The organism is [Mycobacterium] manitobense, assembly GCF_025821665.1.
In the GTDB taxonomy this organism is placed as follows: domain Bacteria; phylum Actinomycetota; class Actinomycetes; order Mycobacteriales; family Mycobacteriaceae; genus Mycobacterium; species Mycobacterium arseniciresistens.
In genome coordinates this window covers 137,488-161,174 of sequence record NZ_JACKSJ010000024.1, presented here as the reverse complement: position 1 = coordinate 161,174, position 23,687 = coordinate 137,488, and the positions used below count along the sequence as shown (strand labels likewise).

24 protein-coding genes are annotated in these 23,687 nt (G+C 70.4%); 6 read left to right on the top strand and 18 right to left on the bottom strand.

The genetic code is table 11. The features are described 5' to 3' along the window. Positions 1-18 precede the first annotated feature (18 nt). From tsaD to H7I41_RS03550, 9 genes are read right to left on the bottom strand one after another with little or no spacing between them, the layout of a single operon-like run. A complete protein-coding gene (tsaD, locus tag H7I41_RS03590) occupies positions 19-1,044 on the bottom strand; it encodes a tRNA (adenosine(37)-N6)-threonylcarbamoyltransferase complex transferase subunit TsaD (protein WP_264011189.1) in 1,026 nt (341 codons plus the stop codon). Then, positions 1,041-1,493 (bottom strand): ribosomal protein S18-alanine N-acetyltransferase, encoded by a 453-nt coding sequence (gene rimI / locus H7I41_RS03585; protein ID WP_264011188.1) that lies wholly within the window; start codon positions 1,491-1,493, stop codon positions 1,041-1,043. The genes tsaD and rimI overlap by 4 nt, the downstream gene beginning before the upstream one ends. After that, positions 1,490-2,125 carry a tRNA (adenosine(37)-N6)-threonylcarbamoyltransferase complex dimerization subunit type 1 TsaB gene (tsaB, locus tag H7I41_RS03580; RefSeq protein WP_264011187.1) on the bottom strand — a complete coding sequence of 212 codons (636 nt, stop codon included), beginning with the start codon at positions 2,123-2,125 and terminating at the stop codon, positions 1,490-1,492. The genes rimI and tsaB overlap by 4 nt, the downstream gene beginning before the upstream one ends. Then, the gene (gene tsaE / locus H7I41_RS03575; protein WP_264011186.1) at positions 2,122-2,589 is read right to left on the bottom strand and encodes a tRNA (adenosine(37)-N6)-threonylcarbamoyltransferase complex ATPase subunit type 1 TsaE; all 468 of its coding nucleotides are present in this window, start codon (positions 2,587-2,589) and stop codon (positions 2,122-2,124) included. The genes tsaB and tsaE overlap by 4 nt, the downstream gene beginning before the upstream one ends. Beyond that, on the bottom strand, positions 2,582-3,700 hold the full coding sequence (locus tag H7I41_RS03570; protein WP_264011185.1) for an alpha/beta fold hydrolase: 1,119 nt from the start codon (positions 3,698-3,700) through the stop codon (positions 2,582-2,584). The genes tsaE and H7I41_RS03570 overlap by 8 nt, the downstream gene beginning before the upstream one ends. After that, on the bottom strand, positions 3,697-4,863 hold the full coding sequence (gene alr / locus H7I41_RS03565; protein WP_264011184.1) for an alanine racemase: 1,167 nt from the start codon (positions 4,861-4,863) through the stop codon (positions 3,697-3,699). The genes H7I41_RS03570 and alr overlap by 4 nt, the downstream gene beginning before the upstream one ends. Positions 4,864-4,918: 55 nt before the next feature. Then, the gene (gene gad, locus H7I41_RS03560; protein ID WP_264011183.1) at positions 4,919-6,301 is read right to left on the bottom strand and encodes a glutamate decarboxylase; all 1,383 of its coding nucleotides are present in this window, start codon (positions 6,299-6,301) and stop codon (positions 4,919-4,921) included. Between the two features lie 16 nt (positions 6,302-6,317). Continuing rightward, the gene (locus H7I41_RS03555; protein WP_264011182.1) at positions 6,318-7,739 is read right to left on the bottom strand and encodes an NAD(P)H-hydrate dehydratase; all 1,422 of its coding nucleotides are present in this window, start codon (positions 7,737-7,739) and stop codon (positions 6,318-6,320) included. Between the two features lie 10 nt (positions 7,740-7,749). Next, entirely contained in the window at positions 7,750-8,187 is a 438-nt protein-coding gene (locus tag H7I41_RS03550) for a VOC family protein (protein WP_264011181.1), read from the bottom strand. Positions 8,188-8,295: 108 nt separating this feature from the next. On the opposite strand from H7I41_RS03550, the gene H7I41_RS03545 reads away from it, so the two are divergent. After that, entirely contained in the window at positions 8,296-8,757 is a 462-nt protein-coding gene (locus tag H7I41_RS03545; protein ID WP_264011180.1) for a MarR family transcriptional regulator, read from the top strand. On the opposite strand, the gene H7I41_RS03540 is transcribed toward H7I41_RS03545, so the two are convergent. Next, on the bottom strand, positions 8,754-9,215 hold the full coding sequence (locus H7I41_RS03540; RefSeq protein WP_372503658.1) for a CGNR zinc finger domain-containing protein: 462 nt from the start codon (positions 9,213-9,215) through the stop codon (positions 8,754-8,756). The genes H7I41_RS03545 and H7I41_RS03540 overlap by 4 nt on opposite strands. A gap of 84 nt (positions 9,216-9,299) precedes the next feature. Here H7I41_RS03540 and H7I41_RS03535 point away from each other — a divergent pair, with 84 nt between their 5' ends. Then, positions 9,300-10,166 (top strand): alpha/beta fold hydrolase, encoded by an 867-nt coding sequence (locus H7I41_RS03535; protein ID WP_264011178.1) that lies wholly within the window; start codon positions 9,300-9,302, stop codon positions 10,164-10,166. A 6-nt stretch (positions 10,167-10,172) separates the two neighbouring features. Here H7I41_RS03535 and H7I41_RS03530 read toward each other — a convergent pair whose 3' ends face one another. Both H7I41_RS03530 and glmS read right to left on the bottom strand, forming a co-directional pair. Next, positions 10,173-11,054 (bottom strand): alpha/beta fold hydrolase, encoded by an 882-nt coding sequence (locus H7I41_RS03530; RefSeq protein WP_264011177.1) that lies wholly within the window; start codon positions 11,052-11,054, stop codon positions 10,173-10,175. 5 nt (positions 11,055-11,059) lie between these two features. Continuing rightward, a complete protein-coding gene (glmS, locus tag H7I41_RS03525) occupies positions 11,060-12,925 on the bottom strand; it encodes a glutamine--fructose-6-phosphate transaminase (isomerizing) (protein ID WP_264011176.1) in 1,866 nt (621 codons plus the stop codon). Between the two features lie 283 nt (positions 12,926-13,208). Here glmS and H7I41_RS03520 point away from each other — a divergent pair, with 283 nt between their 5' ends. From H7I41_RS03520 to H7I41_RS03505, 4 genes are all read left to right on the top strand, one after another. Beyond that, a complete protein-coding gene (locus H7I41_RS03520) occupies positions 13,209-14,207 on the top strand; it encodes an alpha/beta hydrolase (protein WP_264011175.1) in 999 nt (332 codons plus the stop codon). A gap of 67 nt (positions 14,208-14,274) precedes the next feature. Further along, positions 14,275-15,120, top strand: a complete 846-nt coding sequence (locus H7I41_RS03515; RefSeq protein ID WP_264011174.1) for a dienelactone hydrolase family protein — start codon at positions 14,275-14,277, stop codon at positions 15,118-15,120. Between the two features lie 44 nt (positions 15,121-15,164). Further along, positions 15,165-16,205 (top strand): LLM class F420-dependent oxidoreductase, encoded by a 1,041-nt coding sequence (locus tag H7I41_RS03510; RefSeq protein ID WP_264011173.1) that lies wholly within the window; start codon positions 15,165-15,167, stop codon positions 16,203-16,205. Between the two features lie 224 nt (positions 16,206-16,429). Beyond that, positions 16,430-17,872 carry a DEAD/DEAH box helicase gene (locus H7I41_RS03505; RefSeq protein WP_264011172.1) on the top strand — a complete coding sequence of 481 codons (1,443 nt, stop codon included), beginning with the start codon at positions 16,430-16,432 and terminating at the stop codon, positions 17,870-17,872. Between the two features lie 63 nt (positions 17,873-17,935). On the opposite strand, the gene H7I41_RS03500 is transcribed toward H7I41_RS03505, so the two are convergent. The 6 genes from H7I41_RS03500 to H7I41_RS03475 form a co-directional block, all read right to left on the bottom strand. Beyond that, complete coding sequence (locus H7I41_RS03500) at positions 17,936-18,883, bottom strand: hypothetical protein (RefSeq protein WP_264011171.1); 948 nt, start codon at positions 18,881-18,883, stop codon at positions 17,936-17,938. A gap of 59 nt (positions 18,884-18,942) precedes the next feature. Next, a complete protein-coding gene (locus H7I41_RS03495) occupies positions 18,943-20,424 on the bottom strand; it encodes a hypothetical protein (protein WP_264011170.1) in 1,482 nt (493 codons plus the stop codon). A 3-nt stretch (positions 20,425-20,427) separates the two neighbouring features. After that, positions 20,428-20,733: a DUF7162 family protein gene (locus tag H7I41_RS03490; RefSeq protein ID WP_264011169.1), complete on the bottom strand. Its 306-nt coding sequence runs from the start codon at positions 20,731-20,733 to the stop codon at positions 20,428-20,430. Positions 20,734-20,772: 39 nt separating this feature from the next. Further along, on the bottom strand, positions 20,773-22,149 hold the full coding sequence (gene glmM / locus H7I41_RS03485; protein WP_264011168.1) for a phosphoglucosamine mutase: 1,377 nt from the start codon (positions 22,147-22,149) through the stop codon (positions 20,773-20,775). A gap of 144 nt (positions 22,150-22,293) precedes the next feature. Further along, entirely contained in the window at positions 22,294-22,656 is a 363-nt protein-coding gene (locus H7I41_RS03480) for a hypothetical protein (RefSeq protein WP_264011167.1), read from the bottom strand. A 373-nt stretch (positions 22,657-23,029) separates the two neighbouring features. Then, the gene (locus H7I41_RS03475; protein WP_264011166.1) at positions 23,030-23,449 is read right to left on the bottom strand and encodes a hypothetical protein; all 420 of its coding nucleotides are present in this window, start codon (positions 23,447-23,449) and stop codon (positions 23,030-23,032) included. Between the last annotated feature and the right edge of the window lie 238 nt (positions 23,450-23,687).

Below are 23,687 nucleotides of genomic sequence, written 5' to 3'. Positions count from 1 at the left end.
GAATGCCGACCTCTTCGCTCACGCCACCTGACCCTTGACGACCGGCAGACCCGGATCGCTGGCGACGTCGAGCGGCGAGGGCGCCGCACCCGCGGCGATCAGATGCGCGGCGAACGACGCGATCATCGCGCCGTTGTCGGTGCACAGCCGGGGGCGCGGCACGCGCAGCGTCAGTCCGGCTGCGGCGCAACGCTCCTCGGCGAGCTCACGCAGCCGGGAATTGGCCGCCACCCCACCGGCGATGAGCAGCGTCGACACCCCGAGTTCGGTCGCGGCCCGCACCGCCTTGAGGGTCAGCACATCGGCGACGGCTTCCTGGAAACCGGCCGCGACGTCGGCCTGCGCCGCGTCCGGGTGGCTCTCCACATAGCGGGCGACGCTGGTCTTGAGCCCGGAGAAGCTGAACGCGTACGGATCGTCGCGGGGGCCGGTCATCCCGCGCGGGAACACGACAGCCGCGCGGTCGCCCTCACGCGCCAGATCGTCGAGCACCCTGCCGCCGGGGTAGCCGAGCCCGAGCAGCCGCGCGACCTTGTCGTAGGCCTCCCCCGCCGCGTCGTCGACCGTGCTGCCCAGTTCCAGGATCGGCTCGCCGAGTGAGCGGACGTGCAGCAGATGGGTGTGCCCGCCGGACACCAGCAGCCCGACGCACTCGGGCAGCGGGCCGTGGTCGTAGACGTCGGCGGCGAGGTGACCGCCGAGGTGGTTGACGGCGTAGAACGGCACCTGCCAGGCGGCCGCATAGGCCTTGGCCGCCGCCACCCCCACGAGCAGCGCCCCGGCCAGACCCGGTCCGATGGTGGCCGCCACGACGTCGGGTCTGCGCACACCGGCGGTTTCCAGGGCCCGGCGCATCGTCGGGCCGAGGGCCTCGAGGTGCGCCCGGGACGCGATCTCGGGCACCACGCCGCCGAACCGGGCGTGCTCGTCGACGCTGGACGCCACCTCGTCGGCGAGCAGCCGGACGGCGCCGTCGTCGGTCAGCTCGGCGACACCGACACCGGTCTCGTCGCAGGAGCTCTCGATGGCACAGATGATTGTCATGGCGGATCGCGCCTCATCGTATAGGCGTCGGCGCCGCTGACCCGGTAATACCGTTTGCGCAGGCCCACCACGACGAAGCCGGAACTGGTGTACAGCCCGATCGCCGGGTCGTTGTCCGTGCGCACCTCGAGGAACACCACACCGTCGCCCGCGTGCACCAGCACCTCGTCCAGCAGCCGGCGGCCGATGCCCCTGCCCTGGTATCCGGGGTCGACGCCGATGGTGTGAATCTCGTACTCGTACGGCGCCTTTCGGCCCAGCCGGGCGATCCCGGCATAGCCGACGAGTGTGTCGTCCACCCGCGCCGCGACGTAGTGGTTGTGCCTGGCCGCCAGTTCGGTGCGGAACGCCTGCGCCGGCCACGGGTCGTCGCCCGGGAACAGCAGGGACTCCAGCTCCGCGCACCGCGCGGCGTCCTCAGGCTGCAGCTGGCCGTAGACGACCGTCATCGCCGTGAGGCCGGCGGCTTGGCATCGGGCCTGCGCAAGTACAGCGGCACCAGCGGCTCGGGCTCCGCGTCCCAGTCGTCGACGGCGCGCACCAGTCCGCCGGGCGACGGGTACACCGGAGGGATCCGCGGCAGGTCGAACAGCGCGGCATGCTCCGGTGAACCGGCCACGGCGCCGGCACCGGCAGGCACCTCGGCCGGTGCGCTGACCGCGGGGCCGTCGGTCCGCACGCCGCTGCGGTAGCGCGCCCAGTACACCTCGCGGCGCCGGGCGTCGGTGACCACCAGCAGATCCGGGGCGGAGGACGCGTCCACACCGATCGCATCCAGACTGCACACCCCGCGCACCGGGATCCCCAGCGCGTGACCGTAGGCGGCGGCGCTCGCCATGCCCACCCGCAGCCCGGTGAACGGTCCCGGTCCGCAGCCGACGACCACGGCGTCGAGCGCGTCGACCTCTACGTCCGCGTCGCGCAGAGCGGCGAGCACGTTCGGGGTCAGCTGCTCGGCGTGCGCGCGGGCGTCGACGGTGACACGCTCGGCGAGCACGGTCACCTCGGCACCGGATCGGCGCACCACACCGGCGCTCACCGCGGGGGTGGCGGTGTCGATGGTCAGGATCAGCGTGCTCACTGCGCGCTCCACCGCCACACCGCACTGCGGGTATCGGTGTGCGCACTGCGTTCGAGCCGGATGTCGAGGTGGTGCTCGGAGAGCCGCTCGGCCAGACCCTCACCCCACTCGACGACCACCACGGCATCGTCGAGATCGGTGTCGAGGTCCAGGGAGTCGAGTTCGGCCAGCAGGTCGGCGCCGGGATGGTCGAGCAGCCGGTACATGTCGACGTGCACCATCGCGGGTGCGTCCGGCCGTCGCGCCCGGTGCACGCGGGCCAGCACGAAGGTGGGCGAGGTGACCGGTCCGTCGACGTCCATGGCCTGCGCGATCCCCTTGGCCAGCACGGTTTTTCCCGCACCCAGCGGTCCCGAGAGCACCACCACGTCGCCGGCGCGCAACTGTGCGCCCAGCCGCGCACCAAGGGCGGCGGTGTCCTCGGCGGTGGCCAGTTCCGCCGTCCCGCCCGACCGCTCAGCCACGGGGCCGGGCCCGCTCCCGCAGCCGCCGCCCCAGCGCGACGAGCTTGGAGGGCGTGGCGCGCTCGACGAGCCGGACCAGCGCGTCGTCGATGGTCTCCGGCTCCTCGAGCTGAACCAGATGACCTGCGCCGCCGACGATCACCAGCTCGGACTTCGGCAGCGCCGCGGCCATCTCCTGCGAGTACTCCATCGGGGTCAGCAGGTCGCGGTCACCGCAGGCGATCAGAGTGGGGACCTTGGCCAGCGTCGCCAGCCCCGCGGTCTCGTCGTGCACCTCCAGCGCGTGCAGGAATTCGACGAGGGTGGCGATCGGGGTGTCGTGCATCATCCGCTCGGAGAACGCGACGACGCTCGGGCTGATCTTCTCGTCACCGTAGGACGCCGCCCGCAGCACCGGGCCGATCACCGCGCGTGCCGCGCCGCGGGTGCGGTGTACGGCCCCGGGTGCGTACCGCGCCGCGAACCGCACCGCCTCCAGCGCCGGGTTCTTCAGGATCTCGCCCAGTGGCGACCGCGAAACACCCTCGGCGGCCGAGGAGATGAGTGCGGCGCCGACGACGCGGGTGGGATAGCGCTGCGGGAACTGACGGGCGTGCGACAGCACGGTCATCCCGCCCATCGAATGGCCGACGAGCACCACCGGACCCTTCGGCGCCGTCACGGCCAGCACGGTGTCGAGATCCTGACCGAGCTGGGTGACGGTGTAGGTGTCCGGTGGCGCCGCACCGGACTGGCCGTGACCGCGCTGATCGTAGAACACCATCCGGACCTGCGGCCCCCACTGCTCGGCCAGGCGGGCGCGCTGGAAGTGGAACGCGCCCATGCGCAGACAGAAGCCGTGCGCGAACACCACCGTCAGCGGCGCGTCCAGCGGCCCGGTCTCGCGAACCGCCAGCGGCACCCCGTCCGATGTGGTCACCACCGAACTGCGGTCGGCGTCGAGGAGTTCGAAGTCCTCGTCGAGGTGCGGGTCGTCGTCGGTGACGCGCCGGGTCAGCGACCTCATCACCGTCGAACCGGCGAGCCCGCCGACGGCCGCAAGGCCCGCCGCCCCGGCCAGCCACCGCGCGCCGCGCAGACGTCCGCGCCTGCGTGCCTCGTCGCTCGTCACCGGGCCGAAACCGCCTGCGGCCCGCCGCGATACACCCGGGCCACCCGGCCCCGCGGACTGGTGACGACCTCGTAGTTGATGGTGCCGAGCAGCTCTGCCCAGTCTTGCGCCGTCGATTCTCCGGCGTCGCCCGGCCCGAAGAGGACGGCGCGGTCACCCTCGGCGACGTCCACCGGACCCGGGCCCAGGTCGACGACGAACTGGTCCATGCAGATGCGGCCGACGCCGCGACGCAGCCGTCCGTTGATCAGCACGTCGAGGCGGCCGCCCAGGCTGCGGAACACGCCGTCGGCGTAGCCGATCGGCAGCAGCGCGACGGTGGTGTCGCGCTCGGCGATCCAGGTGTGGCCGTAGGAGACACCGTCACCGGCGCTGATCCTGCGGACCATCGCGACCGGGCAGGTGAGCGTCATGGCCGGCCGCAGCCCCATGTCGCCGCGCTGCGGGATCGGCGTCTGGCCGTAGATGGCGATGCCCGGCCGAACCAGGTCGTAGGCCAGGTCCGGACGGGTCAGCGCCGCCGGCGAATTGCACAGGTGCACCACCTCGAAGCGGACTCCGCGGTCATGCGCCAGCTCCCGCATCTCGGTGAACCGCCGGGCCTGCCGGTCGTTGACCGGGTTGTCCGGTTCATCGCCGAGGGCGAGATGTGACATCAGCCCCCGCAACCGGATCGCGTCGTCGGCCTGCGCCCTGCGCAGCGCGTCGAGCAGCGCGGGGTATTCGGCCGGGCTGACACCGTTGCGGCTCAGTCCGGTGTCGGCCTTGACCGTGACCGTGGCGGTGCGCCCGGTGCGGCGGACCGCGCCGAGGAGTTCCTCGAGTTGACGCACCGAGGACACCGCGATCTGGACATCGGCCGCCACGGCGGGGGCGAAGTCGGCGCCGGGCGCGTGCAACCAGGCCAGCACGGGCGCGGTGATGCCGTCGCGGCGCAGCGCCAGCGCCTCGTCGAGGGTGGCCACGCCCAGTTCGGCCGCTCCTGCAGCGAGCGCCGCGCGCCCCACCGGAGCGGCGCCGTGGCCGTACCCGTCGGCCTTGACGACGGCCATCACCTGCGCCGATCCGGCGCGTTCGCGCAGCACGGTGACGTTGTGGGCGATCGCGTCGAGGTCCACCACCGCCTGCGCGGTGGTGGTGAGGTCGGTCGGCGGCGCAGTCATCTCGTCACCGATTGTCCCAGAGGCCGCCGAGGCGCCGCCGGGGCCGCCCGCTCGACTAGTGCGCGAAGGGCTGGATCTCGTCGAACCGGCCGTCGGGTTTGAGCGCGTCGAGGTGCCCCAGCACGGTCACGATGTCGTCGCGCAGAGCTCTGGCGAGGTCGGTCGAGAAGCCCTCGCGCACCACCACCCGCAGCACCGAGACATTCTCGGCGCCCTCGGGCATGGTGTAGGCGGGCACCTGCCACCCGTAGCCCCGCAGCGCCTGGGACACGTCGAATTCGGTGTAGCCGGGGTCGCCCTTGAGCCTGAAGCTCACCACCGGGATGGCCGAGCCGTCGGTGATCAGCTCGAAGTGCTCACTGTCGCGCAACTGGTCACCGAGCCACCGGGCGGTCTGTGACAGGCACTGCATCACCTGCGTGTACCCGGCCCTGCCCAGCCGCAGGAAGTTGTAGTACTGGCCGACCACCTGGTTGCCGGGCCGGGAGAAGTTCAGCGTGAACGTCGGCATGTCACCGCCCAGGTAGTTCACCCGGAACACCAGCTCCTCGGGCAGGTGCTCGGCGCTGCGCCACACCACGAAACCGATGCCGGGATAGGTCAGTCCGTACTTGTGGCCGCTGACGTTGATCGACACCACCCGCGGCAGCCGGAAGTCCCACACCAAGTCGGGGTGCAGGAACGGGACCACGAACCCGCCGCTGGCGGCGTCCACGTGCACGGGGATGTCGAGCTTGCGGGACCCTGCCGCGAGTTCGTCGAGTGCGGCGCAGATCTCGCCGATCGGCTCGAGCTCACCGGTGTAGGTGGTGCCCAGAATCGCCACCACGCCGATGGTGTCCTCGTCGACGTGCTCCAGCACCTGCTCGGCGGTGATGACGTAGCGGTCCTCGGCCATCGGCAGGTAGCGCGGCTCGATGTCGAAGTAGCGGCAGAACTTCTCCCACACCACCTGGACGTTGGCGCCCATCACCAGGTTCGGCGTACGGCCCTTCCAGTTCTCGTTGCGCTGGCGCCAGCGCCACTTCAGCGCCAGCCCCGCCAGCATCACCGCCTCGCTGGACCCGATCGTCGACACCCCGACTGCGCTGGCCGGCTCGTCGTCACGCAGGTCCTCGGCATGGAACAGGTCGGCGACCATGCACACGCAGCGCTGCTCGATGGCGGCGGTCGCCGGGTACTCGTCCTTATCGATCATGTTCTTGTCGAACGTCTCGGCCATCAGCTTCTCGGCCTCGGGGTCCATCCACGTGGTGACGAACGTCGCGAGGTTGAGCCGGGAGCTGCCGTCGAGCATCAGCTCGTCGTGGATGAACCGGTACGCCGACTGCGGATCGAGGCACTCCTCGGGCATGCGCAGTGACGGCACCGGCGCCATCGCCAGCCGTCCGGTGTACGCGGGAGCGATGTGGGGGGCGGGCTTGTGCCTGCGCGACATGGCGTTTCCTCTCGGGTTACAGCTGGGCCAGTGCGGTCCGGATGTGGGCAAGGATGCGCGACGCCGATGTCGGCGCCGGGTGCGGTCCTGGATCGAGCGCCGAGGCGCCGGCGGCGCGGGCGTGCACGAAGGCCGCCGCGGCGGCGGCCTCGCCGGGCGGCAGCCCCGCCGCCAACAGCGCACCGATCATCCCGGACAGCACATCGCCGGATCCTGCCGTGGCAGCCCAGGATTCGTCGGCGCGGTTCAGGTAAACAGCCCCACCCGGCTCCGCGATCACGGTCACATTCCCCTTGAGCAGCACGGTCGCGCCGAACTGGTCGGCGAGCCTGCGGGTGGCGGCGATGCGGTCGTCGCCGGGCGGCGAGCCCGCGAGGCGGGCGAACTCGCCGGCGTGCGGGGTGAGCACCGTCGGCGCTCGTCGGTCGGCGAGCAGGTCGGGGTGTGCGGCGAGGATGGTCAGGCCGTCGGCGTCGACGATCACCGGCAGGTCCTGGTCCAGTGCGAACACCAGGGCCGCGGCGCCTGCGCTGTCGGTGCCCAACCCGGGTCCGACCACCCAGGCCTGGACGCGGCCGGCCTCCTGGGCGGTCGGCGTGGCGATCACCTCCGGCCACAGCGCGAGCACCTGCTGGCCCGCCGTGCCCGCGTAACGCACCATCCCCGAGGTCGCCGCGACGGCGGCGCCCGTGCACAGGACGGCCGCACCGGGATAGGTCGACGACCCGGCGAGGATTCCGGTGACGCCCTGGGTGTACTTGTCATCGCGGGGGCCGGGAACCGGCCAGCGCGCCAGCACATCGCCCGCCTCGAAACCGGCGGCTACGGCATCGGGCAGCTCGAGTCCGATGTGCACCAGCTCGACCCGGCCGCAGTCGCCGAGGGCGTGCACGGGTTTGTAGCCGCCGAAGGTGACGGTGAGCGCGGCACGCACGTGGGCGCCGTCGGCGGCGCCCGTCGCGACGTCGAGCCCGCTCGGCAGATCGACCGCGACGACGGGGATGCCTGCGGCGTCGACGGCGGCGAACACCTCGGCAGCGCCGGGCCGAAGCGGGCCGCTGCCGGAGATCCCGACGACGCCGTCGATCACGAGATCGGTTGTGGGCGGGACCTGCTCGACCACCTGACCGCCTGCGCGCCGGAACGCCGCCAGACCAGCACGGTGCGCGCGGTCGGGGGTGAGCAGGACGGCGGTGGCCGCCACCCCGCGGCGCCGCAGGAAGGCCGCCGCCCACAGCGCATCGCCGCCGTTGTCACCGGAGCCGACGACCGCGCACACCCGCCGCCCCGCGACACCACCGGTGCGCAGCGCCAGTTCGCGGGCGATCGCGGTGGCCAGCCCGTGGGCGGCGCGCCGCATCAGGGCGCCATCGGGCAGGCGTTGCAGCAGCGGCGCTTCGGCGTCGCGGATCGCATCCGCCGAGTAGTAGTGCCGCATCACCGCAAGCCTACGGTCTGGGCGCCGTACTGCTGAGCCGTTCGGGCTGATGGCACACGGCTTCGACGTTGACGCCGTCCGGGTCGAGGACGAACGCGCCGTAGTAGTCGGCGTGATACTCGGGCCGCTGCCCAGGTTCGAGCAGCGACCGGCCACCCGCGGCGAGCGCCGCGTCGTGGAAGGCGCGCACGGTCGCCCGGTCGTCCGCGGTGAACGCCAGGTGCATGTTCGAACCGACGGTGCCGTCGGCCACCAGCCAGAAGAACGGCTTGGGGTGGCGCCCGAACCCGTGCATCTCCAGCTGTCCGGCCGCCGGATCGGCGGGCACCTCGAGCAGCTTGACGATGCCGAGGACGGCCAGCACCGGCTCGTAGAAGGCCAGCGAGCGGGGCAGGTCGGGCACCGCGATGTTGAGGTGGTCGATGAGCGAACCGGTGAAGTCGGGCATGGCGGAACCACCGCTTCCTGTCGTAGTGTTTAATTGCTCGGCGCAATAGTTGCATCGTGCAAATACTTACCTGTGCAGTGAAGCACCCCAGCAGTAGGGAGCGCAACCGTGCCCGAGCGATCGGCCGGCCGGACAGCGGCGGTGCGGGACGCCATCGAGGCGATGGCCGGATGGCAGGTTCTCGTCGCCCAGTTCAACGATCTGGTGGCCCGCAGGCTCGGGGTGTCGCCCACGGAGACCCAATGCCTCTACGTGCTTGCCCGATTCGGACCGGCCACGCCCGGGGAGCTGGCCCGGCGGGTGAACCTCAGCAGCGGCGCCACCACCCGCATGCTGGACCGTCTGCTGGCGGCGGGCTACATCACCCGCTCCCCCGACCCGCACGACCGCCGCCGTGTGGTGATCGCACCCGCGGGCGACGGTATCGCCCGCGTCGCCGCGATGTACGAACCGCTCAACGCGGACCTCGCCGGACTGCTCACCGACTTCGACGTCGCCGGCCTACAGCGGCTGGCCCGCTTCGCCCGTGCCGCAGAGGAAGTCACGGAGGCGCGGATCCGAGAGCTCTAACCGCGCGACACCCGGTCGTAGTGCCTGCGGGCCTTCATCCGGTTCCCGCAGCCCTTCATCGAGCACCAGCGCGCCGTACCCGCCCTGCTGCGGTCGAGCAGGAACAAACGGCACTCGTCGTTGGCGCACGGCCGCAGCCGGCCCGGTAGCTCGCGCTGCAGCTCGCCCCATGCCAGCACCACGTGGCCGGCCCACGGTGCGTCGGTCGACCACGCGAATCCCTCGTCCGTGATGTGCGGTACCCGGCGGACGCCGTCGAGACAGCCGGCCAGCACGTCGGCGGCCGCCTCGCCGCGCACCACCCGCTGCAGGTCGTCACGCACCCGCCGGGCCTCGTCGACGCTCCCCCGGTCGGCGCCGTGCGCCGCCAGCCACCCTTCGTCGAGAAGTTCGGTACGCCGGCCATCGACCACCGGGGTCGTGTTCAGCAGGTCGAGCAGGACGTCGCGCCAGATCACGCTAACCATCATAGTTCGGTTGACAGGTTAGAAGCCAGCGGATTGACTGTGTCTAACTGCAATGGACGACTGAAGGGGTTAGACATGGTCACTCATCACCGTTTCGCCGAAGTGCTCGGCCGCCGCATCTTTTACCGGGAGGCGGGTGCCGCGGACGCTCCGGCGGTGGTGCTGCTGCACGGCACTCCCGCGAGCTCGCACATGTACCGCAATCTGATCCCCGCAATCGCCGACCGCTACCGGGTGATCGCGCCCGACTATCCGGGCTTCGGCCAGTCCGACGTGCCCGGTACAGCCGAATTCGCCTACACCTTCGACACTCTCGCCGATCACATCGATGCGCTGCTCGACGCCCTTGGCGTGCATCGCTACGCCCTCTACGTCCAGGACTACGGCGCACCGGTCGGCTGGCGACTAGCGCTGCGGCACCCCGAACGGATCGCCGCCGTCGTCACCCAGAACGGCAACGCATACGTCGAGGGGTTCGTCGGCGACGCGATGGAACCGCTGTTCGCCTACGGCCGCGACCGCTCCGAGGCGAACGCCGCCGCCCTACGGGAGCTGATCACCCCGGCTGGCCTGGAATGGCAGTTCACGCATGGGGTTTCGGACCCCACCGTCGTCGACCCCGATGCGTGGGCGACCGCGCACGCCGCGGTCGCGTCGACGCCCGAAAAGGTCGACGCCCAGCTCGAACTGTTCGGTGATTACCATTCCAACGTCGAGCTGTATCCGCAGGTGCACGAGTATTTCCGGACCTCGCAGGTGCCACTGCTCGCGGTCTGGGGCCGCAACGACCAGATCTTCGGGCCCGACGGGGCACTGGCCTTCGGCCGGGACCTGCCCCACGCCCAGATCGATCTGCTCGACGGCGGCCACTTCCTGCTGGAGAGCCGCCTGGAAGCCGTCGTCGACCTCGTCCGCCCGTTCCTCGCGCGCCACCTGACGTGATGGCCGTCAGCCGTCGACCTCGTCCCAGAACTGCCCCGCCCGCGCGGCGATCTCGTCAGGGAACTCGCCGTTGATCGCGTGCGAGGCGTCCGGCCAGAGCTCGACCTGACCACGGGGCAACAGATCCCGACCCCGCCGCGCGGCCCGGCGGGCATCGTGGATCACGCTGCGGCCGGCGATCAGCGCCAGCACCGGGATGTCCAGTGCCCGCAACTCGCCGTCGCTGAACCGCTGCGGAAGTGGTTGCCGCAGCACGAAATCAGCGGTGCCCGCAGCGATGAGGGCAGCCACGGGCACGCTCTCGTCGACGTCGGCGCCGCCGGAGAGCCAGCGCAGCACGCGGCGGCGCACGAACTGCGGCGTTCCGGGCAGGCCCATCGGCGCCACCGCGAGCATCGTCCGAATCGGGATCGGCGCGAACGTCATCACCGGGTCGAGCAGGGTCAGCGATGCGGCACGCCCGGGAATGCGCACGGCGTGGTTGGCTGCCGTCCAGCCGCCGAACGAGACGCCCATCAGGTGGACCGACGACAGGCCCAGGAGGGCGAGCATCTCCTCGAACCACCGCGCCTGATCGTCGGCGCCGCGCAGCGGGCGGTCCTGCACCGACATGCCGGGCTCGCCGAGCAGGTCGACGCTGTACACCGTGCGGTGCGCCAGCAGGCCGGGCAGGTTGGCGGCCCACATCGGGGTGGACGCGTTGCGTCCGGGCAGCAGCACCACCGGACGTCCGCCGCCCCCGTCGAAGCGGTACACCCGCGCCGTACCGAAAGCCGTTGCCACATCGATCGACTCGTCATGCGACGGCAGGTCTGCCTGAGCCCGCCCGTAGGCGTCGATGAAGTGCGCGTGCGCGGCGTCGTCGCGGAAGCACCCGACCCCGCCCACCGGAGCTACTCGACGGTGACGGACTTGGCGAGGTTACGGGGCTTGTCGACGTCGTAGCCGCGGGCCTGAGCCACCCCCGCGGCGAACACCTGCAGCGGGATCGTCGACAGCAGCGGCTGAAAAAGCGTTGACACCGCTGGTATCTCGATCAGGTGATCGGCGTAGGGGCGCACGGTGTCGTCACCCTCCTCGGCGATCACAATCGTGACGGCCCCGCGGGCCTGGATCTCCCGGATGTTGCTCAGCAGCTTCGAGTGCAGCATCGCGGCGTTCTTCGGCGACGGCATCACGACGATGACGGGCAGGTCGTCCTCGATCAGCGCGATCGGCCCGTGCTTGAGCTCGCCGGCGGCGAAGCCTTCGGCATGCATGTACGCCAATTCCTTGAGCTTGAGCGCACCCTCCAGCGCCACCGGGTAACCCACGTGGCGCCCGAGGAACAGGATCGTCGGCGACTTCGAGAACCGCTGCGCCAGGCCGTAAACCGAGTCCATGGTGCCCAGCACCTGCTGCACGAGTTCCGGCATCGCCTCGAGCTCGTGGTACTCGCGCTCGACCTCGTCGGGGTACTTGGTGCCACGGGCCTGCGCGAGCGCCAGCCCCACCAGGTAGTTGGCCGCGATCTGCGCCAGGAACGTCTTGGTGGACGCCACGCCGATCTCGGGTCCGGCGCGGGTGTAGAGCACCGCGTCGCATTCGCGCGGGATCTGGGAGCCGTTGGTGTTGCAGACCGCGAGCACCTTGGCCTTCTGCTCCTTGGCGTGACGCACCGCCTCGAGCGTGTCGGCCGTCTCCCCCGACTGCGAGATGGCGATCACCAGCGTGCTGCGGTCGAGCACCGGGTCGCGGTAGCGGAACTCGCTGGCCAGCTCCACCTCGACGGGCAGCCGGGTCCAGTGCTCGATCGCGTACTTGGCCAGCAGCCCGGAGTGGTAGGCCGTGCCGCACGCCACGATGAAGACCTTGTCGATCTCGCGCAGTTCCTGATCGCTCAGGCGTTGCTCGTCGAGCACGATGCGGCCGTCGACGAAGTGGCCGAGCAGGGTGTCGGCCACCGCCGTCGGCTGCTCGGCGATCTCCTTGAGCATGAAGTACTCGTAGCCGCCCTTCTCGGCGGCCGACAGGTCCCAGTCGATGTGGAACTCACGGAAGTCGTCGGTGGCCGCGCCGTGGAAGTCGGTGACGCGGTAGCCGTCGGCGGTGACCACCACCGCCTGGTTCTGCCCGAGTTCGACGGCGTCGCGGGTGTGCTCGATGAACGCGGCGACGTCGGAGCCGACGAACATCTCCCCGTCGCCGATACCGAGCACCAGCGGGGTGGACCGCCGGGCGGCCACGATCGTGCCGGGATCCTCGGCGCTGGCGAACACCAGCGTGAAGTGACCCTCCAGGCGCGGCAGCACGGCCATCACCGACGCGACGAAGTCACCCGCGGTGGGGCCGTGGTGGTACTGCCAGGCCACCAGGTGCACGGCGACCTCGGAGTCGGTGTCGCTGGCGAACTCCACGCCGGTGGCCTCGAGTTCGTGCCGCAGCGGCGCGAAGTTCTCGATGATGCCGTTGTGGACGACGGCGAACTTGCCCGTGGCGTCGCGGTGCGGGTGGGCGTTGCGGTCGGTCGGCCGGCCGTGGGTGGCCCAGCGGGTGTGCCCGAGGCCCGTCTGCCCCGACAGCGCGGCGGGATCGGTGCATTCGAGGACCTCGCCGAGGTTGGCCAGCCGGCCGGCCCGGCGCTCCACCTTCATGCCGCCGTCGCCGTCGAGCAGGGCGATGCCCGCCGAGTCGTAGCCGCGGTACTCCATCCGGTGCAGCGCGTCGACAACGATGCCGCAGGCGGGGCGCTGCCCCACGTAGCCGACGATTCCGCACATAGGGGTCCAGAGTAGTGCAAGGGCCGCGCTCGGCACTCCCACGACCACCATGCACCAACGCTGAGCTGCGAAGACGGGCGGTCGAGGGGCCGAACCGCCACGGCGGGCGGCCCGTCGCAGTGAACTACCGAGTTTCGTTGCTGCCGACGTTTGCCAGCAGTGAAGACGACCGAGCTTTGTCAGACGTTCGCGCTTAGCAGAGTCTTTGCAAGTGCAAACACCGACACGCAGGCGCGCCCGGTAAGCCGCGCCTGATAGTTCTCCCGACTACATAATTCCCGGCGTGACCTCATCGATCTTGAAAAGACTGGCAGCCGCCCCGGTGATTGCGTTGTTGACAGCCGCCCTCCTCGCGCCGGTTCCGTCGGCGACCGCCGAACCCGCAGCGGCGCCCGGAGGCGCCCACATCACCGGTATCCAGCACGTCAACGAGCGCTGGGACAAGGTCTCGGTCTTCTCGCCGTCGATGAACAAGGTCATCGTCAACGACGTGTTCAAGGCGCCGGAAGCGGGTGCCCCGACGTTCTACCTGTTGCCCGGCATCGACGGCGGCGACGACATCGCCGGCGGCGGCATCGCCCCCGGCGGCAAGAGCTGGTTCGGCATGACCGACATCCAGGGCTTCTTCGCCGAGCGGAACGTCAACGTCGTATCGCCTCTGGGCGGCCAGTTCAGCTGGTGGACCAACTGGGTCAGCGATCCCGGCAAGCAGTACCAGACCTACATGACCCGGGAGCTGCCGCCGCTCATCAACGCCGAGTACGACACCAACGGCCGCAACGCGGTCGGCGGCCTGTCGAGCACCGGCGGCACCGCGCTGGACTACGCCGTGCAGGCGCCGGGGCTGTTCCAGGCGGTCGGGTCCTACAGCGGTCTGCTGAATCCCGCGGACAACGTCCAGCAGGTGTCGCTGACATTGGGCAGCGGTGGGCAGAGCGCCGAGGCCATGTGGGGTCCCCCGGGCGGACCGGAGTGGATCGCCCACGACCCGACCAGGAACGTCGCGAAACTAAAGGGCACCGCGGTGTACGTGGCCGCCTCCGCCAGCGGCGGCGTCGGCGCGGTCGACCGGCTCCCACCGGGATTCGGTCCGAACATCACCGGCGGCTTCATCGAGCGCGTCGTGTTCGACAGCACCCGGATATTCGCCGATGCGGCCGCCGCCAACGGTGTGCCGATCACCTACATCGTCCGGCCCGAGGGATCCCACACGTGGGGCCTGTTCGAGTCCGAGATGCAGGAGTCCTGGAACACCACCATCGGTCCGGCGCTGGGCGTCTAACCGGTCCGTCGCCGCGCGACCACGACGCCGAGGGCGGAAGACAGCGGCGGTGGGCTACGGTCGATTCGTGCCGAGCACCAAGAAGCTGTTCAAGGCGCTGACCCGCCGCGGACCGCACCGCGTTCTGCGCGGTGACCTCGCCTTCGCCGGACTTCCCGGTGTCGTCTACACCCCGGAGTCGGGCATGAACCTGCCCGCGGTGGCGTTCGGCCACGACTGGCTGGCCGGTGACTACCGCTATCACGGGACCATCGAGCACCTGGCGTCGTGGGGCATCGTCGCCGCCGTGCCGGCCACCGAGACCGGGCTGGCGCCCTCGGTGCTCAACCTGGCGTTCGACCTGGGCACCACCCTGGACATCCTCAGCGGCGTGCGGCTGGGGCCGGGCAAGATCAGCGTGCACCCCACCAAGCTCGGCCTGGCGGGGCACGGTTTCGGCGGGTCGGCGGCCGTGTTCGCCGCGGCGGGCATGCCGTCGCGGGTGAAGGCCGTCGCCGCGTTGTTCCCGACGGTGACCAGTCCCCCGACCGTGGCGCCGGCGGCGTCGCTGCGAGTGCCGGGCCTGATCCTGGCCGATCCGGGCGATCCGATGTCCCTGCGATCCAACGCCGTCGAACTGGCGCGGGTGTGGCGTCCGGCGACACTGCGCGCGGTGCACAAGGTCAAGGCCGGCGGCCTCATCGAGGGCAGGCGCCTGGCCCGCGTGGTCGGCCTCCCCGGCGCCGACAAGGGCACCCAGAAGATCGTCCGGGCCCTGCTCACCGGCTATCTGCTGCACGAGCTGACCGGCGAGAAGGCCTACCGCGACTTCGCCGACCCGGAGGCGGCGCTGCCCCGGGCGGACGTGCTCGACCCGTTCTCCGACGACCCCGTCGACCTGGAGAACAAGGTCGTCGCCCTGCTCAAGCCCTGACCCGCCGCACTCCCAACCAACCGGTTGGGATAGGTTCTGGGGTCATGCGGACTGGCATCTTCCTGAGCTACGCCGGCGGCTTCAAGGAAGCGGTCGAGGACGTCGTCGAACTGGAGAAGGTCGGTGTCGACATCGCCCTGGTCGCCGAGGCCTACTCCTATGACGCGATCAGCCAGCTGGGCTATCTGGCGGCGAAGACCTCGACGATCGAGCTCGGCTCCGGCGTCGTCCCGATCTACGTGCGCACACCATCGCTGCTGGCGATGACGGCCGCGGGTCTGGACTACGTGTCCGACGGCCGGTTCCGGCTGGGCATCGGCACCTCAGGACCGCAGGTGATGGAGGGATTTCACGGCGTGCCCTTCGACGCTCCGCTCGGTCGCACCCGCGAGGTCGTCGAGATCTGCCGCCAGGTGTGGCGCCGCGAGGACGTCGTCCACGACGGCCGCCACTACCAGATCCCCTTGCCCGCCGACCGGGGCACCGGTCTCGGCAAGCCGCTGCACCTCATCAATCATCCGGTGCGCGAACGTATCCCGATCACCATCGCCGCGCTCGGCCCGAAGAACGTCGAGTTGACCGCCGAGATCGCCGAGGGCTGGCAACCGGTGTTCTTCTTCCCGGAGAAGGCCGACGACGTGTGGGGCGACGCGTTGCGCAGCGGATCGGCCAGGCGCGACCCGGAACTCGGCCCACTGGACGTCATGGTCAGCGCCAGCCTGGCGGTCGGCGACGACGTCGAGGACAGGTTGGCGTGGGCCAAACCCCAACTGGCGCTCTACATCGGCGGCATGGGCGCCCGGGGGCAGAACTTCTATCACAAGCTCGCAACCCGCTACGGCTACGGCGAGATCGCCGACCACATCCAGGATCTGTTCCTGGCAGGCAATAAGGCCGAAGCGATCGACGCCGTGCCCGACGAACTCGTGCGCAGCGTGTCGCTGGTCGGCACACGGGGTTTCGTCAAGGAACGGCTGGCCGCGTTCGCCGAGGCCGGTGTCACGACGATGCTGGTGCACCCGTTGACCGGCGATCGTCGTGAGTCGGTGCGGTACGTCGAGGAACTGCAGTCACTGCTGCCCTGATCGACGCCGGTGCCGAGCCCGTGTCGGCGCACGGTGACCAGCGCCATAGCGGCATTTCCGGGCAGACCCGGTAGACTGCTCACAGCGGCATCGTCTGTTCTGCCTTTTGCCGCTTCTCGATCGTCAACCGAGCGCCGCGGGAACTCACCCGCGCCGGGCAGGACGACCACACTACTTTTTCGGAGTATCCAACCTTGTCTGTGCAAGAAACCGGTGGGTCAACCATGCCCTCCTTCGCCGACTTCGACCTGCCCAAGGCCGTCGTCGATTCCCTCTCCGCCAACGGCGTCGAGAGCCCCTTCCCCATCCAGTCCGCCACGCTGCCCGACTCGCTGGCAGGCCGTGACGTGCTGGGCCGCGGCCGGACCGGCTCCGGCAAGACCTATGCCTTCCTGCTGCCGGTCGTCACGCGGCTGGCCAACGACGCGAAGCCGCGCCGTCCCGGCAAGCCGCGCGCGCTGATCCTCGCGCCGACACGCGAACTCGTCGCCCAGATCGACGCGGCACTCGCCCCGCTGGCCGAGGCGACCGGTCTGCGTTCCGTCGTCATCTTCGGCGGTGTCGGCGCGCAACCGCAGATCAACAAGCTGCGCCAGGGCGTCGACATCGTGATCGCCTGCCCCGGCCGGCTCGAGGACCATGTGCGTTCGCATCACGCCGACCTGTCCGCGATCGAGATCACCGTGCTCGACGAGGCCGACCACATGGCCGACCTCGGCTTCCTGCCCCCGGTCAAGCGGCTGCTCGACAAGACACCGCGCGACGGACAGCGGATGTTGTTCTCCGCCACACTCGACGGCGGCGTCGACGTCATCGTCAAGCGCTACCTGCACAACCCGATCGAGCACAGCGTCGACTCGGCGCAGTCACCGGTGTCGGCGATGGTGCACCACGTGCTGCACGTCGACGGCACGGCGGCACGAGTCAACGTGCTGACCGATCTGGCCGCGTCACCGGGCCGCACCATCGTCTTCGCCCGCACCAAGCACGGTGCGAAGAACCTGACACGGCAGCTCAATTCGCGCGGCGTACCCGCCGTCGAACTGCACGGCAACCTGTCGCAGAACGCCCGCACGCGCAACCTCGCCGCGTTCTCCGACGGCTCCGCCACGGTCATGGTGGCCACCGACATCGCCGCGCGCGGCATCCATGTCGACGACATCACCCTGGTCGTACACGCTGATCCGCCCGTCGAGCACAAGGCGTATCTGCACCGCTCGGGCCGCACGGCGCGAGCCGGCGCCGACGGCACCGTGGTGACCCTGATGCTGGACGCGCAGGTGTCCGACGTCCGGACGCTGACCCGCAAGGCGGGCATCAAGCCGACGATCACCCGCTTCAGCGGTGCCTCGCACCCCGTGTTGCTCGAGATCGCCCCGGGCGAGCGCAGTTTCGACGGACCGCTGGTGGTCGCGGCGCCGATGAACGAGCAGAACGAACCGCGTCAGCAGTCCGGACGGCGGCGCAATCCGAACCGCGGCGGCCAGGGCGGCGGCGGCCAGAACGGCGGCCAGAGCCGTGGCGGCCAGCGCGGCGGTGCCCAACGCAGCGGGCACTCCGGTGGCCAAGGTGGCGGCGGCAACCGCCGCGGTCAGTCCGGACGGACCGGCGGCGGGCGGAGCACCACTGCCGCTTCGTTCTCGGCCGGGTTGTCGCGCAGCCGCTGATCGGCGACGAGCACTGACGGAAGGCCCGCGGGTAACCGCGGGCCTTTCTCTTTGCTCAGTGGGTCAGTACTGCTCCGCGATCGCTCGGGCGACCATCCTGATGCGGTTCATGTCCAGTGACAGATCCACGATGTTCATCGTCGGGACCAACCGCTCACCCGCGACCTGGAATTCGGGACCGACTACGACGTCGAACACGCCACTTGCGGCGTCGCCCGCCACCCGGTGCCCGCCGATGTCGAAGTGATCTGTCGAGTAGTCGAGGTGTTCCGGCCTCGAATACATCGAGGACGTGGTGACCATGTCGCTGTTGTCGAGCGTGAACGCGCACGCGCTGACCGATGAATTCGCCACATCGATGTCGACGCGGTGGGTCGGTCGCAGCCGCTCTGGTGCCGCGCACGGGTCTGCGCCCGTCAGCACGGTGGTCGGGAAGTCGGTCGAACCCCATCCGGGACGTTCTGCGAATTCGCGGATCGCGGTTCGCATGACGTCCTCGCCGACCGCGCAGGCGTCGGCTTCAGGCGGTGCGGACGCATGCACGATCAGCCGAGTGCTGTCGGGATACGCGGCGAGAACGCCGCATGTCCAGGTCACGACGTCGTCGCGCGGCGGTGCGTCCGGCGCCTCCAGAGCCGACGTGACTGCGACATCGACACCGTCGATGTCGAGACGGTCGGCCCAGGCCGGCGTCTCCACCGGAGGGACCGTTGCGACGTTCACCCCGATACTGACCTCTATTTCGTCTCCTCCGTCGAGCGTGTGGGCATCGCAGCTCAGGGGCATCGTCTGCCCGTCGATCGTCAGCGGCTGACCGGCGACAGCTGATGCGCCGCCATACAGCGCGCAGGGGTCGACGCGGCGCAACGACTGGATCACATCGAGCCGATCCTGACCGGCCGGTGCGTTCTGCGTCGGCTCCGGTGAATCCGCCGGCGTAGAATCGTCTGGCGCACACGCGGTGAGCAACGCCGCCGCGACCACGGCGACTCGTAGGACGACAACCTTCACGCGCACAGCCTAAGCACGTTCAGGTGGGTGTCCTCGCACCAATCATGCGGCCGGTCCGCTCACTCGCCGGCCTGCGGCACTTCGTCGGCGGCGATCTCGCACGGTGTGGAGGCCTGCTCCGCCGCAGCGTCGTGCGGTGCCGGTGCCGGTGCCGCGGCGACGGGCTCGGCGGGTGGCGGCGGTGTCGGTGGCGGCTCGGCAGGTGGAACCTCGGCAGAGGGCTCCTCGGCAACCGGCTCCTCGGCAGGTGCGACCGGCGTCGGGGTTTCGGCGCATTCCGGTGTTTCGCCGGTCACGCCGGGTGTGGAGCCCGCGGCGTCGGTGGGTGCCGGCGACCCGCCGCCGCCAGCCGGATTCACCGAGCCGGCGCCGAATTCGGGTTCACCATCGTCTTCGGAAACCGCCACAGCAGGTTCGCCGTCGTCGAGTTCGGCGTCCTTCTCATCGGGTGGCTCGAGCTGATCGAGACCTGAGAGCGCGTCACCCGACGACCCGAGCAACCCGCCGAGCATGTCGGCGAACTGCTGGCCCATCCCGGAGAGCCCGGACCCCACGTCCTGCAGCCCACCCATCGCAGGCGTCGACGACGGCGCAGTGGCAGGCTCGACGGGAGCCGCCGCCGGTTCGGGCGCCGCCGACAATGCCGTCGGCTCGGGCGCCGCCGCCGGCTCCACCGCGGCGGGTGCCGCTTCCCCCGCGGCGGGTGCTGGTGACGAGGCCGGCCACGGTGCTGCGCCGGCCGCGGAAGCGTTCCACGCCGGCGAGCCACTCCACGCGGGTGCCCCGTTATCGGATTGCTCAGTCACAGAATGTGTTTCGACGAGACCGGCCGGTGCGGTGCGGATTGCCGCCGGCCCCCAATCGGCGGGCACCTCGAACACGGGAACCGGCACTGCGGTCAGCTCCGCGGTCGCCGCGCCGTACGCGGCCACCACGTCGTCGGTACCCGCCCGCATCGCGCTGACCCATTCGTTGCCGACCTCGCCGGCGACGAACGGTTTCACGCGCAGATCGACCAGTTCACTGGCCGCCACGCGGTCTCCGGCTCCGGTGAGCACCGTATGGGCGGCCGCCCGCCACTCCACGCTCTCGCTGGTGTCGGCGATCGCCTGGGTGGCAATGACTTTGGCGTCGACGCTGCGCCACAGACCATCCCGCAGTTCCGTCAGCACCTCGGCCGCAGCGCGCACCGCAGTCCCCGCCATCGCCGACGCGTCACCGTGACGTCGCAGGAATTCCTGAGCCGACCGCGCACCGGATCCGGCCCAGAAGTCGGCCAGCGCGCCGACCGTACCGTCCTGCAGGTCTCGGGCCTGCTCGATGGCCGCCGTCGCCGCGCGCAGCCGGGCGCAGTCGGCGTCGAGAGATTCCAGATCCATGCCGGACTCGCTGCCGTACCAGCCGTCCACCTGGCCAACTCGGGCGGTGAGATCTGGATGTTCGAATCCGAGCGCGGCGCAGGCCGATACATAGGCGTCGACGGTGTCGACCGCCGGCCGTCCGTCGGCCAGCCGGCCGGCGACGTCGAACTGGCCGGCCATCGCTCAGCCGACCCGACGTGCCGCAGCGGCGTCGACATCGGTGTAGCGGTCCGCCGAAAGCCGCAGCAGCACTGCGATCTCCGCCGCCGCCCTCGACCACTGCCGCAGTGGAGCGACGACATCGTCGACGGCGGCGCGCAACGCTTCGCCTCGCACGGTGTGCGCCCGCCCCGCCGCGGCGCCGTCGAACGTCAGCGCATTCAGATGAGTGCGGACCGCGGTGTCGACGAGGCGGGCCGCCGACTCGTACTGGTGCGCTGCGGCGTGCAGCGCGGCTGCGTCGACGCGGGTGGCGTCACGTTCTCCCATACCCGGGTTGGACGCCGCGGGCGGTGATCCGGTTCCGCGTCAGCGCTGTTCGCTCACCGATTCCGCCACACGGACGGCGAGCTGGCGAGCGGTGTCCTCGTCGGCGGCCTCCACCATCACCCGGATCACCTGCTCGGTTCCCGACGGCCGCAACAGGATCCGGCCGGTGTCACCGAGCTCGGCCTCGGCCTGCGCGACGGCCGTCTGCACCGACGGAGCCTGCGCGACCGTCGCCTTGTCCGCGACCTGGACGTTGATCAGCACCTGCGGGAGCGTTTCCATCGGCGCGGCGAGGTCGGCCAGCGGCGTGCGCGTCTGAGCCATCCGCGCCATCAGCCGCAGGCCCGTGACGATGCCGTCCCCGGTGGTGCCGAACGACGGCAGCACGATGTGACCCGACTGCTCACCGCCGAGGGTGAATTCACCGGCACGCAGTTCTTCGAGCACGTAGCGGTCGCCGACGCCGGTAGTGCGCACCTCGATGCCGGCCGCCCGCATGGCCAGATGCAGGCCGAGGTTGCTCATCACCGTCGCGACCAGCGTGTTCGACGCCAGTTCGTCCGTTTCCTGCATGGCCAGCGCGAGCACGACCATGATGGCGTCGCCGTCGATGACCCGGCCTGTGGCGTCGACGGCCAGGCAGCGGTCGGCGTCGCCGTCGTGGGCCAGGCCGAGGTCGGCGCCCTGCGCGACGACGGTGGCCTGCAGTGTCTCCATGTGGGTGGACCCGCAGCCGTCGTTGATGTTCAGGCCGGTGGGTTCGGCGTTGATCGCGATGACGCGCGCCCCTGCGGCGCGGTAGGCCAGCGGCGCCGCTGTCGACGCCGCGCCGTGCGCGCAGTCGACCACCACGGTCAGGCCGTCGAGGCGGCTGGTGACGGCCTTGCCGACGTGGCGCAGGTAGCGCTCGAGCGCGTCCTCGGCGTCGACAACGCGGCCGATGCCGGCACCGATCGGCCGCTCACCGGGTCCGGCCTGCACGAGTTCCTCGATCCGATCCTCGGTGGCGTCGTCGAGTTTGTGACCGCCCGGGCCGAAGATCTTGATGCCGTTGTCGGGCATCGGGTTGTGCGAGGCGGAGATCATCACGCCGAAGTCGGCGTCGTAGGCACTGGTCAGGTAGGCGACCGCGGGCGTCGGCAACACGCCGACCCGCAGCGCGTCGACGCCTTCGCTGGTCAGCCCGGCGATCACCGCGGCCTCCAGCATCTCGCCGCTGGCCCGCGGGTCGCGGCCGACGACTGCGACGCGCCGTCGGCCGTGCTGGCCGGTGCCGATCCCCCGGTCGCTTCGCTCCTGCCCGCCGGTGGTGCCCAATCTGCGGGCCGCCGCCGAGCCCAGCGCCAGCGCCAACTCGGCCGTCAGGTCCCGATTGGCGACGCCGCGCACCCCGTCGGTGCCGAAGAGTCGACCCATGCGCACAACCTCTCACACATCGCGGTGCGAGAGCCAACCCGCGCGGGTGCCGTCCGCTCCGCCGCCGAACCGATACGGCGGCGAGACCCGAACGGCCCACCGCCCGTGTCCGGAAGCGGACACGGGCGGTGAGGTCAGGTTTCGTCAGCGGTTCGGGCCGCCCTGAGTTCCGGGTTGCGGATTTCCGGGAGGAACCTGCCCTGACTGCCCCGGGGTTCCGGCGTTCTGAGTCACGGCGACGTCGCCACCTGGGAGGTTGCAGAACGTCTGGGTGTCGCCGGTTTGGTCGACCTCGCCGAGGACGGCAGCGGTCACGTCGGTGCCGCAGATGGCTGCGATCACCTGCGCGGCCACGCCGACGTTCACGTTCTCGAGGATTGTCACGTCTCCGACACCGACGTTGACGAGGCCGTCCTGCACGTTGAGCGGCTGCGCGGTGGCACTGCCCATGCCGACGGTGAACAGCAGCGAGCCGCCGATCATGGCACCTGCGGCTGTGGTCTTCATGATGTTCTTCATTTCGGTGGATCCCTTTCAGTCGTGGAAGTCGCGGTCCGGCCCCTCGACGAGCGACTGGACTCGTACCGGAGGCAGGAATTGCCTGCCAACGCCGCTACGGCGCCCGGACTTCCTGACAGAGGGCTTCCTCGATCAAGGGAAAGATCAAACCGTTTTCACAGGAATCTTTTTGGAAGGAAGCGTACAATGCGTCAAACTAATTAACTGAGACGTAAATAGCCCTGTGGCTTAACCGCAGGTTGCACTCCTGTCTATGAGATCGAGACGGCTCGCCGGGTCGTTACTGGCCGATGGAAGCCGCCGTCAATTCAAACGACTCACCGCCCGTGTCCGGGCGGACACGGGCGGTGAGATCGGTGAGTTATCCGGTCTGGACCGGCGCGCTGTCAGGCGTCTCGACGCCCTCCGGGCCGGTCTCAGCGGCGCCGCTCTCGGCACCCTCGGGCTGCGAGGCGTTCGCGGCGTTCTGGGTCATCACGAGGTCGCCACCGGGCAGTCCGGCGCACACAGTCTGCTCGGTGCCCTCGGCGTCGACGCGGTCGGCCAGGGCGGTCACCTCGGCGACCTCCGAGCCGCAGATCGCGGCGGTCTTGGTCGCGGCCTCGTCGGTGCTCACACCCTCGAGGATGGTCTGCTCGGCGACGGCGACGTTCACCAGGCCGTCCGGGGTGTTCTGCAGGGGCTGCGCGTTCGCGGTGCCCAGGCCTGCGGCGATCAGCAGCCCGCCACCCATCAGGGTGCCCGCTGCGACGTTCTTCACGATGCTCTTGGCGTTCGTCATCAATCACTCCTCTCGGATTCGGTAGCAACAGTCCGGTCTGCGACTCGCGTCGCACCAGAGGCAGGTCCTGCCGACGCCGCATGGCGTCCGTGCTCCGGAATCGAGGGTTTCGCAGCGGCGGGGCGGAACTCAAACCCACCGTCGCCGAACCGGGCACACCGTGATACGCCCTAAGTAACTGCTGCGCCGTCACTCCCGCGCACAGCGCCGGCTCGGTTTACTCAGACCGCAGTGTGTG